This is a genomic window from Sphaerisporangium sp. NPDC004334 (assembly GCF_053602655.1).
Genome location: NZ_JBSGDZ010000026.1, coordinates 29,433 through 48,332 on the forward strand (window position 1 = coordinate 29,433; position 18,900 = coordinate 48,332).

14 protein-coding genes and 1 tRNA gene are annotated in these 18,900 nt (G+C 70.6%); 9 read left to right on the forward strand and 6 right to left on the reverse strand.

What is annotated here, in order from left to right:
• Positions 1–630 precede the first annotated feature (630 nt).
• On the reverse strand, positions 631–816 hold the full coding sequence (locus ACWEN6_RS30045; protein WP_354842792.1) for a DUF5703 family protein: 186 nt from the start codon (positions 814–816) through the stop codon (positions 631–633).
• A 243-nt stretch (positions 817–1,059) separates the two neighbouring features.
• Between ACWEN6_RS30045 and topA the strand changes: the two genes are divergently transcribed.
• A complete protein-coding gene (gene topA / locus ACWEN6_RS30050) occupies positions 1,060–3,726 on the forward strand; it encodes a type I DNA topoisomerase (protein ID WP_452574869.1) in 2,667 nt (888 codons plus the stop codon).
• Positions 3,727–3,895: 169 nt separating this feature from the next.
• Here topA and efeB read toward each other — a convergent pair whose 3' ends face one another.
• The 3 genes from efeB to efeU form a co-directional block, all read right to left on the reverse strand.
• Complete coding sequence (gene efeB / locus ACWEN6_RS30055; RefSeq protein ID WP_452574870.1) at positions 3,896–5,146, reverse strand: iron uptake transporter deferrochelatase/peroxidase subunit; 1,251 nt, start codon at positions 5,144–5,146, stop codon at positions 3,896–3,898.
• 40 nt (positions 5,147–5,186) lie between these two features.
• Positions 5,187–6,326 carry an iron uptake system protein EfeO gene (gene efeO / locus ACWEN6_RS30060; RefSeq protein WP_354842783.1) on the reverse strand — a complete coding sequence of 380 codons (1,140 nt, stop codon included), beginning with the start codon at positions 6,324–6,326 and terminating at the stop codon, positions 5,187–5,189.
• An 89-nt stretch (positions 6,327–6,415) separates the two neighbouring features.
• Positions 6,416–7,264, reverse strand: a complete 849-nt coding sequence (efeU, locus tag ACWEN6_RS30065) for an iron uptake transporter permease EfeU (RefSeq protein ID WP_354842780.1) — start codon at positions 7,262–7,264, stop codon at positions 6,416–6,418.
• A gap of 598 nt (positions 7,265–7,862) precedes the next feature.
• Here efeU and tmk point away from each other — a divergent pair.
• Together tmk and ACWEN6_RS30075 are read left to right on the forward strand one after the other, a co-directional pair.
• Positions 7,863–9,923, forward strand: a complete 2,061-nt coding sequence (gene tmk / locus ACWEN6_RS30070) for a dTMP kinase (RefSeq protein WP_452574872.1) — start codon at positions 7,863–7,865, stop codon at positions 9,921–9,923.
• A 10-nt stretch (positions 9,924–9,933) separates the two neighbouring features.
• The gene (locus ACWEN6_RS30075; RefSeq protein WP_452574874.1) at positions 9,934–11,109 is read left to right on the forward strand and encodes a DNA polymerase III subunit delta'; all 1,176 of its coding nucleotides are present in this window, start codon (positions 9,934–9,936) and stop codon (positions 11,107–11,109) included.
• Positions 11,110–11,111: 2 nt separating this feature from the next.
• Here the strand turns inward: ACWEN6_RS30075 and ACWEN6_RS30080 are convergent, their stop codons facing one another.
• Complete coding sequence (locus ACWEN6_RS30080) at positions 11,112–11,618, reverse strand: MarR family winged helix-turn-helix transcriptional regulator (RefSeq protein WP_452574876.1); 507 nt, start codon at positions 11,616–11,618, stop codon at positions 11,112–11,114.
• A 66-nt stretch (positions 11,619–11,684) separates the two neighbouring features.
• On the opposite strand from ACWEN6_RS30080, the gene ACWEN6_RS30085 reads away from it, so the two are divergent.
• The 4 genes from ACWEN6_RS30085 (at position 11,685) to ACWEN6_RS30100 (ending at position 16,279) form a co-directional block, all read left to right on the forward strand.
• Positions 11,685–13,424 (forward strand): FUSC family protein, encoded by a 1,740-nt coding sequence (locus ACWEN6_RS30085; RefSeq protein ID WP_452574878.1) that lies wholly within the window; start codon positions 11,685–11,687, stop codon positions 13,422–13,424.
• A 118-nt stretch (positions 13,425–13,542) separates the two neighbouring features.
• Entirely contained in the window at positions 13,543–14,379 is an 837-nt protein-coding gene (locus tag ACWEN6_RS30090; RefSeq protein ID WP_354843173.1) for a PSP1 domain-containing protein, read from the forward strand.
• A gap of 231 nt (positions 14,380–14,610) precedes the next feature.
• Positions 14,611–16,119 (forward strand): alpha/beta hydrolase, encoded by a 1,509-nt coding sequence (locus ACWEN6_RS30095; RefSeq protein WP_452574880.1) that lies wholly within the window; start codon positions 14,611–14,613, stop codon positions 16,117–16,119.
• 83 nt (positions 16,120–16,202) lie between these two features.
• A tRNA-Thr gene (locus tag ACWEN6_RS30100) sits at positions 16,203–16,279 on the forward strand.
• Positions 16,280–16,441: 162 nt separating this feature from the next.
• Here the strand turns inward: ACWEN6_RS30100 and ACWEN6_RS30105 are convergent.
• The gene (locus ACWEN6_RS30105) at positions 16,442–16,885 is read right to left on the reverse strand and encodes a MarR family winged helix-turn-helix transcriptional regulator (protein ID WP_452574882.1); all 444 of its coding nucleotides are present in this window, start codon (positions 16,883–16,885) and stop codon (positions 16,442–16,444) included.
• Positions 16,886–16,983: 98 nt separating this feature from the next.
• Here ACWEN6_RS30105 and ACWEN6_RS30110 point away from each other — a divergent pair, with 98 nt between their 5' ends.
• Both ACWEN6_RS30110 and ACWEN6_RS30115 read left to right on the forward strand, forming a co-directional pair.
• Positions 16,984–17,922, forward strand: coding sequence for a quinone oxidoreductase family protein (locus tag ACWEN6_RS30110; RefSeq protein ID WP_452574884.1), 939 nt, complete (start codon positions 16,984–16,986; stop codon positions 17,920–17,922).
• Between the two features lie 304 nt (positions 17,923–18,226).
• Positions 18,227–18,781, forward strand: coding sequence for a mycothiol transferase (locus ACWEN6_RS30115; protein WP_452574886.1), 555 nt, complete (start codon positions 18,227–18,229; stop codon positions 18,779–18,781).
• The last annotated feature ends 119 nt before the right edge of the window (positions 18,782–18,900 follow it).

Here is an 18,900-nt window from a genome sequence, read left to right on the forward strand (position 1 = left end):
GGCGGTCCCACCGTCCGGTGATCACTGTGGGGCGGTGTCCGGGGTGAGCGGCAACGTTTCAGCGTCCGCTGATCGCCCCAGGTCCGCGTGAGAGGCGGCCGTCCGCGCGGCGGGCTGTGAGACTGATCACTCTGCCCGGCCTTGGAAGGTCTTATAGGCCGGGAGTGATTCTCGTGAGCGTGTGTCCGAAATGGTCGCCTCGCTGGAGTCGCGTCACCGGACGGGGCCCTTGTGAGATGACGGCCCGTCGTGAGACGGGCCTCGTCGAGGAGGGCTCGTGCCGGAGACGCCGTCCCGGCTCGCTTCCCAGACACTCCGTAACGGACCAGGCGTCCGGCGGAGCCACAGACGCCTCGCCGCCCGCGAGAGCGGCCACGGTGCCCGGTCATCGTGCCGGGCTCGCGCGGTGAGGCACAGAAGCTTTGCCCGTTCCGGGGGCGCGGCCCGGGACGGGCAAAGCCATGCCCGGGCGTCGGCCGGTACCAGGGGGTGGGGGGGCCGTGTTCGGAGGGCGATCGGGGTCCAGGGGGTGGGTCGGTGGCGCTGTGTTCGGGGGGTGGTGGTTCTTCCCGGGGCGGTGTGACGGGAAGTGGGGCGGTGGCCGGGGGGTTACAGTTGCCTGGGCGGCGGCTACAGGGTGCTGGCCACGCGCAGGATCTTGCGGCGCAGCCGTACATGGCGGCGGCCATCGGGATACAACCGCAGGCGGTCCAGCTCCCAGTGTCCGTATTCGGCGTGTTCGGTCAGCACGCGCCGGGCGGCTTCGCGGCTGGTCCCGCGTGGCAGATACAGGTCCAAATAGGAGTACTCGAGCACAGCGGTTAGTCTCCGAAGGGTGTGCAAGGGGACGCTGGCACTCTCTGGGCTCTATTCTGCGTCCTCGTGGGTATCGGGTCCAGGTAGGTGGAACACCGGTAAGTGACCGGGTAGTCCGACGGGGAGAAGTTTCCGGCGGCGGGTTACCTTCATGCCTGTGACGGATCACATCGGCCCGCCTCCCACGGCGGGCCGTGCGGGATCGGCAGGGGAATGACAGCGAACAGCGAGGTAGGAAGCAGCGTGCCAGCCAAGAACGGCAACGCCGGCGGAACCCGCCTGGTGATCGTGGAGTCGCCTGCGAAGGCGAAGACGATCGCCGGGTACCTCGGGCGCGGCTACATCGTGGAGTCCAGCATCGGCCACATTCGAGATTTGCCCGAAAAGGCCGACGACATCCCCGAAAAGTTCAAGGGCGAGGCATGGGCCAGGCTCGGGGTCAACGTGGACAACGAGTTCGAGCCGCTCTACGTCGTCAACCCGGACAAGAAGTCGCAGGTCTCCAAGCTCAAGCAACTGCTCAAGGACGCCGACGAGCTCTACCTCGCCACCGACGAGGACCGCGAGGGCGAGGCCATCGCCTGGCACCTCCAGGAGGTGCTCAAGCCCAAGGTGCCCGTGCACCGCATGGTGTTCCACGAGATCACGCCGCAGGCCATCCAGGACGCGGTGTCGAATCCGCGCACCCTCAACCTGCGCCTGGTGGACGCCCAGGAGACCCGGCGCATCCTGGATCGCCTCTACGGCTACGAGGTCAGCCCGGTCCTGTGGAAGAAGGTCAAGCCGCGCCTGTCGGCCGGCCGGGTGCAGTCGGTCGCCACCAGGCTGGTCGTGGAGCGCGAGCGCGAGCGCATCGCCTTCACCTCGGCCGACTACTGGGACCTGCGCGCGCTGTTCGACATCGGCCGCGACGAGGACCCGCGCAGCTTCGGCGCGACCTTGACCTCGCTGGACGGCCGCAAGGTCGCCCAGGGCCGCGACTTCGCCAGCACCGGCACGCTCAAGAGCGCCGACGTCCTGCACCTCGACGAGCAGGCCGCCCGCGCCCTGTCGCAGCGCTTGGAGAACTCTCCCTACGCGGTCACGTCGGTCGAGAGCAAGCCGTACACGCGCCGGCCGTACGCGCCGTTCCGCACGACCACGTTGCAGCAGGAGGCCAGCCGCAAGCTCGGCTTCTCGGCCAAGTACACGATGCAGGTGGCCCAGAAGCTCTACGAGAACGGCTACATCACCTATATGCGTACCGACAGCACCACGCTGTCGGAGACCGCGCTGGCCGCCGCCAGGAGCCAGGCGGTGCGGCTGTACGGCTCGCAGTACGTCCCGGACAAGCCCAGGGTGTACGCGAGCAAGGTGAAGAACGCCCAGGAGGCCCACGAGGCGATCAGGCCCTCCGGGGACGAGTTCCGCACGCCGGGGGAGACCGGCCTCAGCGGCGACATGTTCCGCCTGTACGAGCTGATCTGGCAGCGCACGGTGGCCTCCCAGATGAAGGACGCCGTCGGCGAGTCGGTGAGCGTCCGCATCGCCGGCACCTCCAGCACCGGCGAGAAGGCCGAGTTCAGCGCCTCCGGCCGGACGATCACCTTCTACGGCTTCCTCAAGGCGTACGTGGAGGGGGCCGACGACCCCTCGACCGACCGGGACGACTCGGTCAGCCGCCTGCCCAACCTCGCCCAGGGCGACGCGCTGACGGCGCTGGAGCTGGAGGCCGAGGGCCACTCGACCCGCCCGCCGGCCCGCTTCACCGAGGCCTCGCTGGTCAAGGAGCTTGAGGACCGCGAGATCGGACGCCCGTCGACGTACGCGTCGATCATCGGGACGATCCTCGACCGGGGGTATGTGTTCAAGAAGGGGACGGCGCTGGTGCCGTCGTTCCTGGCCTTCGCCGTGGTCAACCTTCTCGAGCGGCACTTCGGCAACCTGGTCGACTACGACTTCACCGCCGAGATGGAGAAGGTCCTCGACGACATCGCCAACGCCCGCGCCGAGCGGGTGCCCGAGCTGCGCCGGTTCTACTACGGCGACCAGGGTGACGACGGGCTGAAGGAGCTGGTCAGCGACCTCGGCGAGATCGACGCGCGCGAGATCAGCTCGTTCTCGATCAGGGGCACTGACATCGTCATCCGGGTCGGCCGGTACGGGCCGTACCTGGACCGGGACGGCGCCCGCGTCAACGTCCCCGAGGATCTCGCGCCCGACGAGCTCACCGCCGACAGGGCCGAGGAGCTGTTCACCCAGCCGAGCGGCGAGCGTCAGCTCGGCACCGACCCGGCCACCGGGCGGGTGATCGTCGCGAAGTCCGGGCGTTTCGGCCCGTACGTGACCGAGATCCTGCCCGAGGAGGAGCCGCCGCCCGCCGAGGGCACCAAGCGGAAGGCGAAGAAGGACGTCGCCAAGCCGCGCACGGGGTCGCTGCTCAAGTCCATGTCGCTGGACACGATCACCCTGGACGACGCGCTGAAGCTGCTGTCGCTGCCGCGCGCGCTGGGCGAGATCGACGGCGAGGAGGTCACGGCGCAGAACGGCAGGTTCGGCCCCTACATCAAGAAGGGGACGGACTCCCGGTCGCTGGCCTCGGAGGACGAGCTGTTCACGGTCACGATCGACCAGGCCAAAGAGCTGTTCGCCCAGCCCAAGACGCGGGGCAGGGGCCGTGCGGCCGCCGCTCCGCCGCTGCGTGAGCTCGGCGTGGACCCGGTCTCCAAGCAGCCGGTCGTGGTCAAGGAAGGCCGTTTCGGCCCGTACGTGACCGACGGCGAGACCAACGCGTCGCTGCGCAAGGACGACTCGGTGGAGCAGATCACGATCGAGCGTGCCGCCGAGTTGCTGGCCGAGCGCCGCGCGCGGGGCCCGGCGCCTAAGCGCCCGCGGGCCAAGGCGGGGGCGAAGGCCGGCGCCAAGTCCTGAGATACCGGGATGTGTGAGCGGGGCGTCGCCGATACGGCGGCGCCCCGGTCTCCTTCGCGGTCCCGGTAGTCGCCCGCGTCGCGCAGGCCGGTCCCCTTCGCGGGCCCAGTAGTCGCCCGCGTCGCCCAGGCTGGGCGCCTTCGCGGGCCCATGGCGGGCGCTGCGGTGTTCAGGCGAACAGGGTGCGGCCCCAGTAGTCGCCCGCGTCGCGCAGGCCGGGAGGGCAGGCGAACAGGGCGCTGGAGACGTGCTTGATGTACTCGTTCAGCTTGTCCTTGCGCGCCAGTTCCATCTGGATCGGCACGAACTGCTTGTGCGGGTCGCGCTGGTAGGCGATGAAGAACAGCCCCGCGTCGAGCCGTCCGAGCCCGTCGGAGCCGTCCACGTAGTTGTAGCCCCGGCGCAGCAGGTGGGCGTTCCCGTGCGTGGACGGGTGCGCGAGCCGGACGTGGGAGTCCATCGGGATCATCGGCGTGCCGTCGGGCTTCTTGGCCGCGAAGTCGAGCTGGTCGAACTCCTTCTTCTTGCCCAGCGGCGCGCCCTCGCCCTTGTCGCGGCCGAAGATGTCCTGCTGCTCGGACAGCGAGGTCCGGTCCCAGGTCTCGATGTTCATGCGGATCTTGCGGGTCACCATGTAGCTGCCGCCGGCCATCCACGCGGGGCCGTCCCCGGGGGCCACCCAGAGCTGGTCGCGCAGCAGGGCGGCGTCCTCCAGCTTGAGGTTGGCGGTCCCGTCCTTGAAGCCCATGAGGTTGCGCGGGGTGGCCTGGGCGCGCGAGGTGGAGGACGTGCGGCCGAAGCCGAGCTGGGACCAGCGGACCGACACCTTCCCGAAGCCGATGCGGGCGAGGTTGCGCACCGCGTGCACGGCGACCTGCGGGTCGTGGGCGCACGCCTGGATGCAGATGTCGCCGCCGGAGATCTCCGGCCGCAGGTCCTCGCCGGGGAACTTCGGCAGGTCGGCCAGCGCGGCGGGCTTCTTGGCGGTCAGGCCGAACCGGTCGTCGAACAGCGAGGGCCCGAAGCCGATGGTGATCGTCAGCCCGGACGCGGGCAGACCCAGTGCCTCGCCGGTGTCGTCGGGCGGAGCCTCCACGGCGCCGCCGACCGCGCCGAACGTCCCGGCGTCCTTGCCCTGGGCCATCCGCGCGGCCGCGGCCGTCCACTCCTGCAGGAGGTCGACGAGCTCGGCGCGATTCTTGGTGATGACGTCGAAACTCACGAAGTGCAGGCGGTCCTGCGCGGGCGTGACAATGCCGGCCTGGTGCTCGCCGTAGAAGGACACCGGGTCGGAGGTGGAGGCGGCGGCCGCGGGGGCGGGCCCTTCCATGACGCTGCGGGTGGCGAACGCGCCCGCGCCGGCGGCCGCGACGCCCGCCGCGCCGATGCCGAGCAGCCTGCGCCGGTTCATCTGCGTCATCGGACCTCCCCTGCCCGCGCGCGGCGGCGGCGAACGCGCGTCACTTGGCCACCACCGCGGCGACCCTGCTGATCGGCTCGGCCAGCGCGTTGATCGCGTCGGAGAGCTCCTTGAGGTCTTCCTTGGACAGGTCGGTGTGCAGCTTCCAGCCGTCGCCGTCGTGGTGCTTCTCCAGCGTCGCCTCGGCGGCGGCGAACTTCTCGTCCAAGGTCTTGGCCAGGGCGGGGTCGCGCTCGTCCAGGACGGGGCGCAGAGCGGCGACCGCGGCCTGCGAGCCTTCGAGGTTGGCGGCGAAGTCCCACAGGTCGGTGTGGGAGTAGCGGTCCTCCTCGCCGGTGATCTTCCCGGTGGCGACCTCGTCGAGGAGCTCCTTGGCGCCGTTGGCGAGCTTGAGCGGCGGCACCTTTTCTGACGAGGCCAGCTCGACGATCTTCTTCACGTCCGCCATCAGCTTGTCGGCGACGGGGCCGTCCTTGCTGATGTCCTTGGTGATCCACAGATCCTTCTCGATCTTGTGGAACCCGGTCCACTCCTCGCCCTTGGCCAGATCGCCCTCGCGGGCGTCGATGGCGGGGTCGAGGTCGCCGAAGCTCTCGGCGACCGGTTCGATGCGCTCCCAGTACGTCCGCGCGACCGGGAACAGCTTCTTGGCCTTGTCCATGTCGCCCGCCTTCACGGCGTCCACGAACTCCTGGGTCTTGGTGAGCAGCGTGCCGGCCTGGCTCTTGACGTACCGCTGGTAGTCGGTGGTGGCCTGGGCGAGCTTGGCGTCGCCGCTGAGAGGCGCGGCGGCGCCGCTCACCTTGAGCGGGTTGCGGATGCCCTTGCCGATCATGCCCGGCTTGCAGGCGGTCTCGTAGGTGCCGGCGGGCAGTTCGATGAGGACCTCACGGGTGAGGCCGGGGACGACGTTCTCCACCTCGCCCATGACGCGGTCGCCCGCCGCGTAGACGTAGAACTCGGTGACCTTGGTGCCGCCGTTGGTCACCGCGAAGGTCGAGGTGCCGGCGGGCAGGTCGGTCGCCGAGACCTTGCAGTCGGTGTCGGAGGCGGCGACGCTGATCTTGCCCGGTTTTCCCCCTGCCTGGGCGGAGGTGTCCGCGCCGCCGCCCGTCGAGGAACACGCGGTGAGCCCCGCCAAGGCCAGCGCGCCGGCGGTGAGGACGAGGGGGGTGCGCATGATTCTCCAGAGATGGTCGAGGTGGTGCGGCCGGGACGCGGCGCGGCGGGGACGTCTGTTCATGAGATGGCGTCTGGTCATGGGGAGCGTCACGAGGAGGTGGACGCGGGCGTCGCGGACGGCGCGCGGGAGGCGTCCTTCTTGCGGGGCGGCACGAGGAACAGCACCAGCACCGGCACGAGGTAGGCGACCCAGGCGATCGTCTCGAGGATGGTGGGCTGCGGGGTGAAGTTGAACATGCCGCTCAGCAGCGTGGTGTACCAGGCGTCCGGGGGAAGGGCGCCGGACAGGTCGAACGCGGGAGCGGTCAGAACCTGCACCACGCCGGACTCGATGAGGTCGTGGACGCCGTACTTGAAGATGCCGGCCGCCACGATGATCAGCAGCAGGCCGGTCCAGGTGAAGAACTTGGTCAGGTTGATGCGCAGCGCGCTCGCGTACAGGGCCCAGCCGAGCACGACGGCGGTGAGCAGGCCCAGGCAGATGCCGATCAGCGGGGACGCGCTGGTGGTGGCGCCCTGTGCGGCGGCGAAGAAGAGCAGCGCGGTCTCGAGGCCCTCGCGCGCCACCGCGAGGAAGGCCATCACGACGACGGCGGTCGCGCCGAGGTTGAGCGCCTCGGTCAGCTTGGCGCGCAGGTCGCCGGACATGCGCCGGGCCGCCGTCCGCATCCAGAAGATCATGAAGGTGACGAAGACGGTGGCGGCCAGCGAGGCGATCGCGTCGAAGAACTCGTGCGAGCGCGAGTCGAGGTTGGCGGCGGTGAAGGTGAGCAACGCGCCGAAGGCCACCGACAGCGCGACGGCGGCGGCGACCCCGGCCCACACGAGCGGCAGCCGTTCCCGCCGGTCGCTCTTGACGAGGAAGGCGACAAGGATCGACACGACAAGGGTCGCCTCAAGGCCCTCTCGAAGACCGATGAGATAACTGGCGAACACCGCTGCTCCTCGACGCTTGCTTAGCCTTACCTAAATTAGGACAGACTTACCTTAGCCTTGGCAAGAGCGCGCCCGTCAGCAGGGGCGCCCCTTTTCTCGACGGCAGGGAAGGCCGGCCGGCGCCTCCTCGGCATCCCGTTCCCCGCGGCCGGCGCGGGAACGCGTCCAGGCCGGCAAAGCCTGGAGGCCGCCGACGTCCGCCCGGCGGGCGCATACGTTCGGGAGAACGTCATCTCGAGGCGAGTGTCTGTTCACCGTGGGGAGGCTGCCCGAGATGTGCCGTACGTACCTCCGGGTCGGGCGATTTCTCCCACTCTGGGAGCGGCATGCATGTCGCGGGAGGCTGGCTGTGTCGCAGAGGTGACACTTGAGTGGCCCGAGTGCCGTCCGGTGCCTGAGAGATCATCCGGCGATCGACCGCACGCGCCGGGCGGGGCCGGGTCCGCGCTCGTGGAACCAGGAACCTGTCCTACTTTTCGCCACATCTTTCCTGCGAGGGGCAGGGACTGGTAATACCCTCAGGTGAGGACCACGCGGGCGAATCCGTCTTGCGCGCGATCCGCCCCTTGCCCAGCGAGCACCTGGATACGCTGACATCATGACCACCTCCGGCCGGTCCGCCTCGCGTCGCAGACCTCCCCACGTGCTGGCGAACGCGCCCTTCCGCCGGCTGTGGACGGCCATGGCGGTGTGCAGCCTGGGTGACTGGCTCAACATCATCGCGATCACCGCGTTCGCCGCGTACCTGACCCAGGGAGCGGGGTACAAGGCGCAGAGCCTCGCCATCGGCGGCGTCTTCGTCGTCAAGATGCTGCCCGCCATCGTGCTGGGGCCGCTCGCGGGCGCGTTCGCCGACCGGTTCGACCGGCGCCTGACCATGTTCCTGGCCGACCTCGCGCGCTTCGCGCTCGTGCTGTCGATCCCGCTGGTCGGCAGCTACCAGTGGATCATCATCGCGACGTTCCTCGTCGAGTGCGTGAACCTGTTCTGGGTGCCCGCCAAGGACGCCACCGTCCCGAACCTCGTGCCCAAGGACCGCCTGGAGGAGGCCAACCAGCTCAACCTGCTGGTCACCTACGGCACCGCGCCGGTGGCCGCGGCGCTGTTCGCCGTGCTGTCGGTCAGCGTCGAGGTGCTCGGCAAGGCGGTCCCGAGCATGGCCCTGGAGCCCGCCCACCCCGCGCTCATCGTCAACGCCCTGGCCTACCTGGTCTCCGCGTTCCTGATCTTCACGCTCCGCAGCATCCCCAAGGGCCACACCGCCGCGGTCGCCACCCCCTCGGTGCTGCGGCAGATCGTCGACGGCTGGCGCTTCGTCGGCGGCAACCGCATGGTCCGCGGGCTGGTCATCGGGATGCTCGGCGCGTTCGCCGCCGGCGGGGCGGTCATCGGCGTCGCCAAGGTGTACGTCGTGGCGCTCGGCGGCGGGGACGCCGCGTACGGCACGGTCTTCGCCGCCGTCTTCCTCGGCATGGCGTCCGGCATCTTCTTCGGCCCCCGGCTGCTGCGCGAGCTGTCGCGGCGGCGCCTGTTCGGGCTGGCGATCGTCACGGCCGGCGTCGTGCTGGCCGGCACCGCGCTGATCCACAACCTGGTCATCGTCGTCATGCTGGTCGTCGTGCTCGGCGCCTGCGCGGGCATCGCCTGGATCATCGGGTACACGCTCATCGGCCTGGAGGTCGAGGACGGCATCCGCGGCCGCACCTTCTCCTTCCTGCAGTCCATGGCCCGGGTGACCCTGCTGCTCGTGGTCGCCGTCGCCCCGGCCCTCGCCGGCGTGTTCGGCACGCACGTCATCACGCTCGGCGCCCACCTGGACTACCACTTCGACGGCCCGAACCTCGTCATGCTCATCGGGGCGCTCGTCGCGATCGTCGTCGGCGCGCTCGCGCTGCGCCACATGGACGACCGGCGCGAGGTGTCCATAACCTCCGACCTGATGGCCGCCTTCCGCGGCGAGCGGTACGTGTCCGAACCCGCCGAGCTGTCGCACGGCCTGTTCATCGCCTTCGAGGGCGGCGAGGGGTCGGGCAAGACCACCCAGTCGCGGCTGATCGCCATCTGGCTGCGCGACCAGGGCTTCGACGTGGTGCAGACCCGCGAGCCGGGCTCCACCAAGGTCGGCATGCGGCTGCGGGCCATCCTGCTCGACTCGGCGCACCAAGGGCTGTCCGCGCGGTCGGAGACCCTGCTGTACGCGGCCGACCGCGCCGAGCACGTCGAGAAGGTCATCCGGCCCGCCCTGCACCGCGGCGCGATGGTCGTCTGCGACCGGTACGTCGACTCCTCGCTCGCCTACCAGGGCGCCGGGCGCGAGCTCGACCAGCAGGACGTCGCCAAGGTGAACTCCTGGGCCACCAGCGGGCTGGTCCCCGACCTGACCGTGCTGATCGACGTGCCGCCGTCGGTGGGGCTGACGCGCATGGCCTCGCCGGCCGACCGCATCGAGGCCGAGCCGCTGGAGTTCCACGAGCGGGTGCGCCGGGAGTTCCGCGCGCTGGCCGCCGCCGAGCCCGACCGCTACCTCGTCGTGGACGGGCAGCGCACGCAGCAGGAGATCTCCCTGCTGATCCAGGACCGCGTCCGCGAGATCCTGCCCGACCCGGTCCCCCAGGAGACCGAGGCCATCACCGGCACGATGCCCGCCATCCGCGACTAGTCTTGCCTGCGTGACGGTCTTCGACGACCTGGTCGGCCAGGACGAGGCGGCGGACGTTCTCGGACGTGCCGCCGCGGCCGCCGCCGAGGCCCTCGCGGGAGGGCGCGGCGCCGGCATGACGCACGCCTGGCTGTTCACCGGTCCCCCCGGGTCGGGCCGTTCGGAGGCCGCCCGGGCATTCGCCGCGGCGCTGCTCTGTCCCGACCAGGGCTGCGGCCACTGCGACCTGTGTCACCAGGTCGCCATCGGCTCCCACCCCGACGTCGAGACCGTGCGGCCCGAAGGGCTGTCGTACAGCGTCAAGCAGACGCGCGAGCTCGTGCTCCGCGCGGCGGGCGCTCCGACACTCGGCCGGTGGCGGGTCATCCTGTTCGAGGACGCCGACCGCTCCACCGAGGCGGCCGCCAACGCGCTGCTCAAGGCCATCGAGGAGCCGCCGCCGCGCACGGTGTGGCTGCTGTGCGCGCCGTCCCCGGACGACATGGTGATCACGATCCGGTCCCGGTGCCGGGTGGTCACCCTGCTCACGCCTTCGACGGCGGCCGTCGCGCACGTCCTGGCCACGCGCGACGGCGTCGCGCCCGAGGTGGCGGAGTTCGCCGCGCGGGCCACCCAGGGGCACATCGGCCGGGCGCGGCGGCTGGCCCTGGACGAGGAGGTACGCCGCCGGCGCGAGGCCGTCCTGTCGCTGCCGCGTTCGCTCACCGGCGTCGGCGAGTGCGTCGACGCCGCCGAACGCCTGGTCAAGACCTCCGCCGAGGACGCCGAGGAGGCCACCGCGCACCTCAACCAGGCCGAGACCACCGAGCTGCGCAAGATCTACGGCGAGGGCTCGTCGGGCAAGGGTCTCAACAAGGGGCTGGTGCGCGGCGGCGCCGGGGCGATCAAGGAGCTGGAGGACCGGCAGAAGTCGCGCGCGACGCGCATCAAACGCGACTCGCTCGACGTCGCCCTGCTGGACCTGGTCGCCTTCTACCGCGACGTCCTGGCCGTCCAGTTCGGGGCCGAGGTGGAACTGTCCACCGAAGACCGCAGGGCCGACCTGGTCGCGCTGGCGCGGTCGAGCCCGCCCGAGGACACCCTGCGGCGCATCGACGCGATCATGCTCTGTCGCGAGCGGCTGGCCGCCAACGTCAACCCCCAGATCGCCGTCGAGGCGATGGCCGTCTCCCTCTGGCGTCCCTGACCTCAGGCCGGACCGGTCGCCTGGATCGTCGACTCCGACTCCGACTCCGACGGTGACGGTGTCGGGCCGGGAGGGAGGCCGGCCTCGGCGAGTCGTTCCATGAGCTCGCCGGCGAGGTGCAGGATACGGCGCTCCGCCGGGGACAGATGGTGCTCCATCGCCCGGCCCAGCCACGCGTCCCGATAGGACATGTCACGCACGAGGGCGGCCATGCCCTCGGGCCTGAGGGTGATCAAGGACTGGCGTCCGTCGCCCGGGTCGCGTTCGCGGGCGACCAGCCCCTCGCGTTGCAGCTCGGCCAGGACGCGGGTCATCGACTGCGCCTGCACGCGTTCCAGCTCGGCGATCGCCTTGGGCGTCATGCCGCCCCGGTGGTACAGATGCGAAAGGACGCTGAGCTTCGCGCTGCTCAAGACCCCTTCTGGCCGTTCGGCCCGCAGCCGCCTGGCCAGCCGCATCGCTCCCCGCCGTACCGCCGAGACCTCGGCCCGCGCATCGTCCTCTTCCACGATCAGATAATACGCTTTCTCGTACTATCTAGCCGCCAATCGCGGGAATCTGATACGTACATGCTTATGATGCGGCGCATACGCTTCGGCCGCCGGTCCGTGCTGCCGGACCGCTTCGCGGTGTTCCAAGGGTTCCGCGCGTTCGTCGCCGCCGTGGGGACGTTCGCCACGCTCGCCGTCCTCGCCCGCTGGGCCCACGCGTCGTCCGGTGTGCTCGTCCTCGGTGTGGTGATCGCCTTCTCCCTGGACCGGGTCTCCCGTGGCGGGGCCGGCTGGAAGGGTCCGCTGGTGATCCTCGGGCTCCCGGCGGTGACCGCCTGCGTGGCGGTCGCCGGCGCGCTCATGCTCGTCAGTCCCCTGGTGGGGAGCGCCCTGTTCGTCGTGCTCGTCTTCGTGTCGATCCACCTGCGGCGGTACGGCCACGTCGCGTCGGCGTTCGGGCGGTTGTTGGCGCTGCCCCTGCTGGGCCTGTTCATGGCACCGGTCCCGGTCGGCGGCGACCCACTCGCCGCGCTGGGTTGGTCGGCGGTGGCGGCGCTCGTCGCGGTCGCGTGGAACGGCGTCGCGGCCGTGACCATGGCGCGTCTGCGTCCCCGACCGGCGCCTCCCCGCGACGGGACGGCCGCCGTCCCACTCCCGTCGCCGTCGCCGTCGCCGTCGCCGTCGCCGTCGCCGTCGCCGTCGCCGTCCCCGCTCTCGTCCTCGGCGGCGGCGTCCGGGCTCGTGCACACCCGGCTGGCCGCGCAGTCGGCGCTGGCCCTGGCGCTCGCCTTCACGGCCGGCCACCTGCTCTTCCCCGCCCACTGGCCCTGGACGGTGGTCACGGCCCTGGTGGTCACCATCGGAGCCCGGTCGCGGGGCCACGTCCTGCACAAGGGTGCCCAGCGCTTCGCCGGCGCCCTGGCCGGGGCGGGCACGGCGACGTTGATCGCCGGTCCGGTCACGGGGCACCCGGTGGCCGCGGTCGTGGCGATCTTCGCGTACCTGCTGGTGGGACTGATCCTCCGCCAGGTGGACTACGCGTACTGGTCGTTCTGCATGACCAGCATGCTCGCCCTGCTGTACGGGCTGCTGGGCCAGGCCGGTCCGGCGTTCCTTGGCGAGCGTCTGCTGCAGATCGTGCTCGGCACCGTCTGCGCGGTCCTCCCGGCGTTCGTCCTGCTGCCGATCAGAACCGAGGCCGTCGTGCGCCGGAACCTGTCGCGCACACTGGAGGCGCTCGGCGATCTTCTGCAAGGCCCGCCGGAGCAGGAGAAACGCGCGCGGTTCGACGAACAGGCCGCGGCGTTGAAGATCGCCGCCGAGCCTCTGGTCGCCCTGCGGCACGTCCTGCGGCCGTTCGTCCCCGTGCTGCCCGCGCACCGGACCCGTCCGGGGCTGGCGGAATGCGCGGAGGACCTGGCCGCATGCGGCGACCCGGTCGCCACGCTCACCGCCCCGCCACCGCCGCGTTCGTCTTCCACTCCTTCGGCGACCGCGGCACCCGCCACCCCGCCCGCCGCGGCGGAGCCCGGTCCGTCCTCCACTCCGTCCCACCACGCGGCCCGGATCGCGTTGCGCAGGAACATCGGAGCCATCCGGCTGACTCTGGGCCGTCGCCCCGCTCCCGCGTGGGTGCCCGTCGAACTCCCGCCGCTCGACCAGGACCAGCCGGCGGGCCAGGGCGCCGATCCGGTGCTGCGGGCCCTGGTCGAGCTGGAAGGCAGGCTGCGGTCGGTGTACGCCACCCTCACCGCCGGCCACGGCGCCTCCGGCATCCCTGGCGCCGCCGCCGCGGCGGACGCCCCCGCCGCCGCTCCGCGATGAGCGGCGCCGTCCCGAAGGGTTGCCTCCTGCGACCGATCTGCGCGTAATGTGGGCCGGAAGCGCGCAGGCGCTGGCCGTACCGGGCGTGACGGCTAGGAGGCGGAGGCGTTCCGTGGGCATGATCATGGCCGTTAGCTTCACCCGCTACGGACGGCTCTACTATCTCGATCCCGGCGACCACAGTCCCAAGGTCGGCGACAAGGTTCTCGTGCCGACCGAGGCCGGGGCGGAAGTGGCCGAGTGCGTGTGGGCGCCGCAATGGGTGAGCGACGACGTCGAGGGCCTGCCCGTCTGCGCGGGCATCGCCGGCGAAGACCACCTTGAGCGGGACGAGGGCAACCGGCGGCGGCGCGCAGAGGCCCGCAGCGTGTCCAAGCGCCTCATCAAACGGCACGAGCTACCGATGAAGATCGTCGGTGTCGACTACCTCGACGCCGAGAACGTCTACACCGTGTACTTCTCGGCCCCGCACCGGGTGGACTTCCGGGCCCTGGTCCGCGATCTCGCCCGCAACCTGCGGGCGCGCGTGGAGCTGCGCCAGATCGGCCCGCGCGACGAGGCCCGCCTCCAGGGCGGCATCGGCCCCTGCGGCCGTGACCTGTGCTGCGCCACCTTCCTCAAGGACTTCGAACCCGTCTCGGTCCGCATGGCCAAAGACCAGGATCTTCCGGTCAATCCGCTCCGCATCGCGGGGGCCTGCGGGCGGCTGATGTGCTGCCTGAAGTACGAGCACCCGCTGTACCAGGAGTTCCGTTCGGCGGCGCCGCGCGTGGGGGCGGCGGTCGACACGCCCGAAGGGGAAGGCACGGTCATCGGCCACAACGTGCCCTCCGACTCGGTCGTCGTGCGCCTGAACGACGGGGGACGCCGGTGCGCCTGCTCCCGGGCGAGCGTGTGCTCGCCGCGCCAACAGCACGACGCGAGGTACGGCGGACGGGATACCGTCGAGGAGTGAAAGCCCACGTCGGCGGGGTACAACCAAGACGCCGCGCGGTTGATCGACAGCCGGCATCGCACAACGGGGGAACGGCCCGCGGGGCCTCTGTGACAGAGGCCGGCGGGAATCAGCGGCAAGGGCCCGCCGACGGGCACGCCGCGACGAAGACGTCTACAACGGGGGATGGGTGGCGGCGCGATGATGCGCTTTTCCGGCGCTAGCCGTACGGCTACCGCATTTGTGGCGGCGATGCTGTTCGCCTCGGCCTGCTCGGCGACGGGCGACGCGGGCAACCGCGCGGACGGGCCGACCTCGGCCGGTGGGGACGCCGCCAAGGCCCCCTCGGCCGCGCTCGCGCCCTACTACGGGCAGAAGATCGCGTGGACGGACTGCAAGAACGGCTTCCAGTGCGGCAAGCTCGAAGTGCCCCTGGACTACGCGGCCCCGTCCGGCGACCGCATCGCGATCAGCGTGATCCGCCTCCCCGCGACCGGGAAGCAGCGCATCGGGTCCATCATCCTCAACCCGGGCGGACCGGGCGGCTCCGGCATCGAGTACGCCCGCGCCGCCAAGACCGTGCTGACGCCCGCCATCCTCGCCCGGTTCGACACGGTCGGCTTCGACCCGCGCGGCGTCGGGGAGTCCGCGCCGGTCCACTGCCTGTCCGGCCCCCAACTCGACAAGTTCATCGGGCTGGACGGCACGCCGGACGACTCCGCCGAGGTCAAGGAGCTCGCCAAGGGCGCCAAGGACTTCGCCGAAGGATGCCAGGCCAAGTCGGCCAAGCTCCTCCCGCACGTCGGGACCGCCGACGCCGCCCGCGACATGGACGTCCTGCGCGCCGTCCTCGGCGACCAGGGCATGACGTACCTGGGCAAGTCGTACGGCACCTACCTGGGCACCGTCTACGCCGACCTGTTCCCGAAGAGGGTGCGCGCCCTGGTGTTGGACGGCGCCATCGACCCCGCCCTCGCCCCGGTCCCGACGGTCAACGCGGCCCAGGCGCGCGGCTTCGAGGTCGCGTTCCGCTCCTTCCTCGCCGACTGCTTCAACCAGACCACCTGCCCGTTCTCCCCGAAGAACACCGACGCCGCGCTCGCGCAGCTGACGACCCTGCTGAAGAGCACCGACGAGCACCCGCTGCGCAACAACACCGGGGACGGCCGCAAGATCGACGAGTCGTGGACGACCCTCGGCATCGTCACCGCCCTGTACGACAAGCGCTCCTGGCCCGTGCTCCGCACCGCTCTCGCCCAGGCCTTCCGCGGGGACGGCACCACCCTGCTGCGACTGGCCGACATCCTGGTCGACCGCCACCAGGACGGCAGCTACTCCAACCAGACCGAGGCCAACATGGCCGTCAACTGCATCGACCACCCCTACCCACGAGACACCGCCGCCTACGAGGACGCCGCCCGCGCGGCGCAGCAGGAGTCCCCGCACTTCGGCGCCTACGTCATGTGGGGCTCCCTGCCGTGCGAATACTGGCCGGCCAAGCCCATCGGCACCGACAAGCCGCTGAAGGCCGCCGGCTCCCCGCCCATCCTCGTCGTCGGCACCCAGCGCGACCCCGCCACACCGTACGAGTGGGCCAAGGCACTGGCCTCGCAGCTGTCCTCAGGGGTGCTCCTGAGCTATGACGGCGACGGCCACACCGCCTACCGCACCGGCTCCAGCTGCATCGACGCCGCCGTCGACCGCTACCTGCTCACCGTGGCCACACCCAAGACCGGCACCCTCTGCCCCAAGGTCACCTGACCCCGCCATCCGCCCGCCACCGACGTGAGCGAGAACGCCCGGAAACCTGTAGACTTCCACACGCTGCGGGTACCCCGTGGCACGCCGCCTTAGCTCAGTCGGCCAGAGCGACGCACTCGTAATGCGTAGGTCAAGGGTTCGATTCCCTTAGGCGGCTCCACCTCACAGGCCCCTTGCGATCACCGCAAGGGGCTTTTTGCTGACACCCTTGCTGACAGGCGTGTTCAGGCGGCGGCCACTCCGGGTGGTGCACCTGCAGGATGTCGAACGTCTCGTTGACCCAGGTTGGCTCCACGGCAGTCGAAAGACACGTAGAGCGGCGCTACGCCTCGTACACCCGGGTCAACAGCTCCATCAGCTGTTGGCCTTCCGCCGCGCTGAGCGGCGCCAGGAGCGCGGCGTTGGCCCGCTCCGCCAGCTTCGCGCACCGCTCCAGGGTTTGCGCGCCCGTCGGTGTCACCGTCACCGCGTTCTTGCGGCGGTCCTGCGGATCGGGTTCCCGTACCGCCAGCCCGGCTTTTTCCAGGTCGTTGAGCAGGAGGACCACGTCCTTCGCGTCGAAGCCCAAGCGGCGTACCACATCCGCCTGGGCGACCGGGCCGTACTCGGACACCGCCGCGAGCACGGCGTGATGCTGCAGTTTCAGCCCTTCCTCGGCGATCGCCTCAGCGACCAGGCTCCGGCCGCGCGCCGCGACCCGGCCGGCCAGCCAGCTCGGCAGGGACTGGATGTGCGCCAGGGCGCGCGGGCATTCGGTGGGAGTCACGACGGCAAGCTATCCCAAAGTCATTGGACTTTCCAACGACTTGCCCCATAGGTTGAGCATCCATTGGGAATGCCAATGATCCTGCACGCTCATGTCACATGCCGGAGGTGTCCATGCGTCGTGTCCGCTATGAGGTCAGCGGCGGCCCCGCGGTTCTGTTCATCGAGGAAACCCCTGTTCCGGAGCCCGGCCCGGGTGAGCTGCTCGTCCATGCCGAAGCGGTCGGTGTCACGCTGCCGGCCGTACGGAAGGTGCGCGAGGGCGCCAAGCCCGTCCCGCTCGGCGGTGAGGTGGCAGGCACCGTCACCGCCCTCGGCGAAGGGGTCACCGGTTTCGCCGTGGGCGACCGCGTCACCGGTCTCTCCTTCTTTCATGCCTATGCCGAACTGACCCTCATCCACCACACGATGGCCTCCGCGATTCCCGACTGGGCTACCAGCGTCGACGCCGTGGCCCTGGTCCGCAGCGGCCTGGTGGCACGCGGCGCCTATGAGGCCGGCCGCCCCCACCCCGGCGACGCCGTCCTGGTCACCGCAGCGGCCAGTGCGGTCGGCACCCTCGCCCTGCAGTATGCGAAGGCAGGCGGGGCCTGTCGTGTGGTCGCGGCCGTCAGCAGTGTGGACAAGGCGGAGTTCGTTCGCGCCCTCGGCGCCGACGAGGTCGTGCTCTACGGGGACGAGTCCTGGGGCGATCCGGTCGACATCGTCATGGACGGGGTCGGCGGAGAACTCCTCAGCCCCGCGGTGCGCGCTCTGGCCCCCGGCGGCCGTCTGGTCGCTTTCAGTTCGGGCGGCGGCACAATCGACGCGTATGAGCTGCTTATTCGGAGCGCGTCGGTCATCGGCTTCCAGATGGCGGCCATCGCCCGGGGCAAGCCCGAGGTCTACGCGCGCTGGCTTGACGAGCTGTGGGAGCTCCACCGCAACCGCACGCTGCGCCCCCGCGTATTCGCTGAAATCCCGCTCGCCGAAGCAGCGCGCGCCCACGAGATCATCGAGTCCCGCCGCAACCTCGGCAAGGTCGTTCTGGTCCCCTGAGACCAGGATGCGGGCCGGCGTCGACCGCGACGACATCCACGTCGACAGGCATGCTGACGACGTACCGCGACGGCGGTGGATGGCCACAGAGGACGATCATGGTGGCAGGGGTTCTGACAGGTGCGATGGGACGTCCAGGCACGTCGGGCGACGAGTTGGTTCTGACTCGTGATGCGTAGTCAAGGGTTCGATTCCCTTAGGCGGCTCCAGCTCACAGGGCCTTGCGATCACCGCAAGGGGCGGCGGGATGTCGCGAAGGGCCATGTCGAGCCGTCTTCGGCTCACCTGTGCCAGGGTTGCGGTTATGACCGATACTCCGTGGGAGCCGCCGTTGGCCGGTGACGAGGCCGCGCACCTGGTGGGCGCGCTCGAGCGACTGCGCACCACCTTTCGCTGGAAGGCGGACGGCCTCGACGAGGACGGGCTGCGGACCCGTGTCGGCGCCTCCACGCTCACCCTCGGCCGTCTCCTCAAGCACCTGGCCGTGGTGGAGGACCACATGTTCAACGTCAAGTTCCAGGGCAAGTCGATCGGCTCACCGTGGGAGGAGCACTGGGAAGGCGGCGACGACTGGCAGTTCACCTCCGCCGACACCGACGAACCCGAGCACCTGTACCGGTTGTGGGACGACGCCGTCGCCCGTTCGCGCGCGACGCTGGAGGCCGCGCTGGCCGACAGCGGCCTCGACCAGCTCGCTCACATCTCCACTCCGGGTGGGGAGCACGCCAGCCTGCGTCGGCTGGTCTGCGACCTGATCGAGGAGTACGGCAGGCATACCGGCCACGCCGACCTTCTCCGCGAGGCGGTCGACGGCCGGGTCGGCGAGGACCCTCCTCCCGGCTGGCACCCGGTGAGCTGAGCATCACGCACGGGATCGCCGGCACGGCGACGACCAGGGGCGTCGCTTTCCGTCTTCGTTGGGTCGCTTCGCCCACACGAGGAGCCGCCTTGCGTTTCCACCTCTTGGGGGCGCTTGCT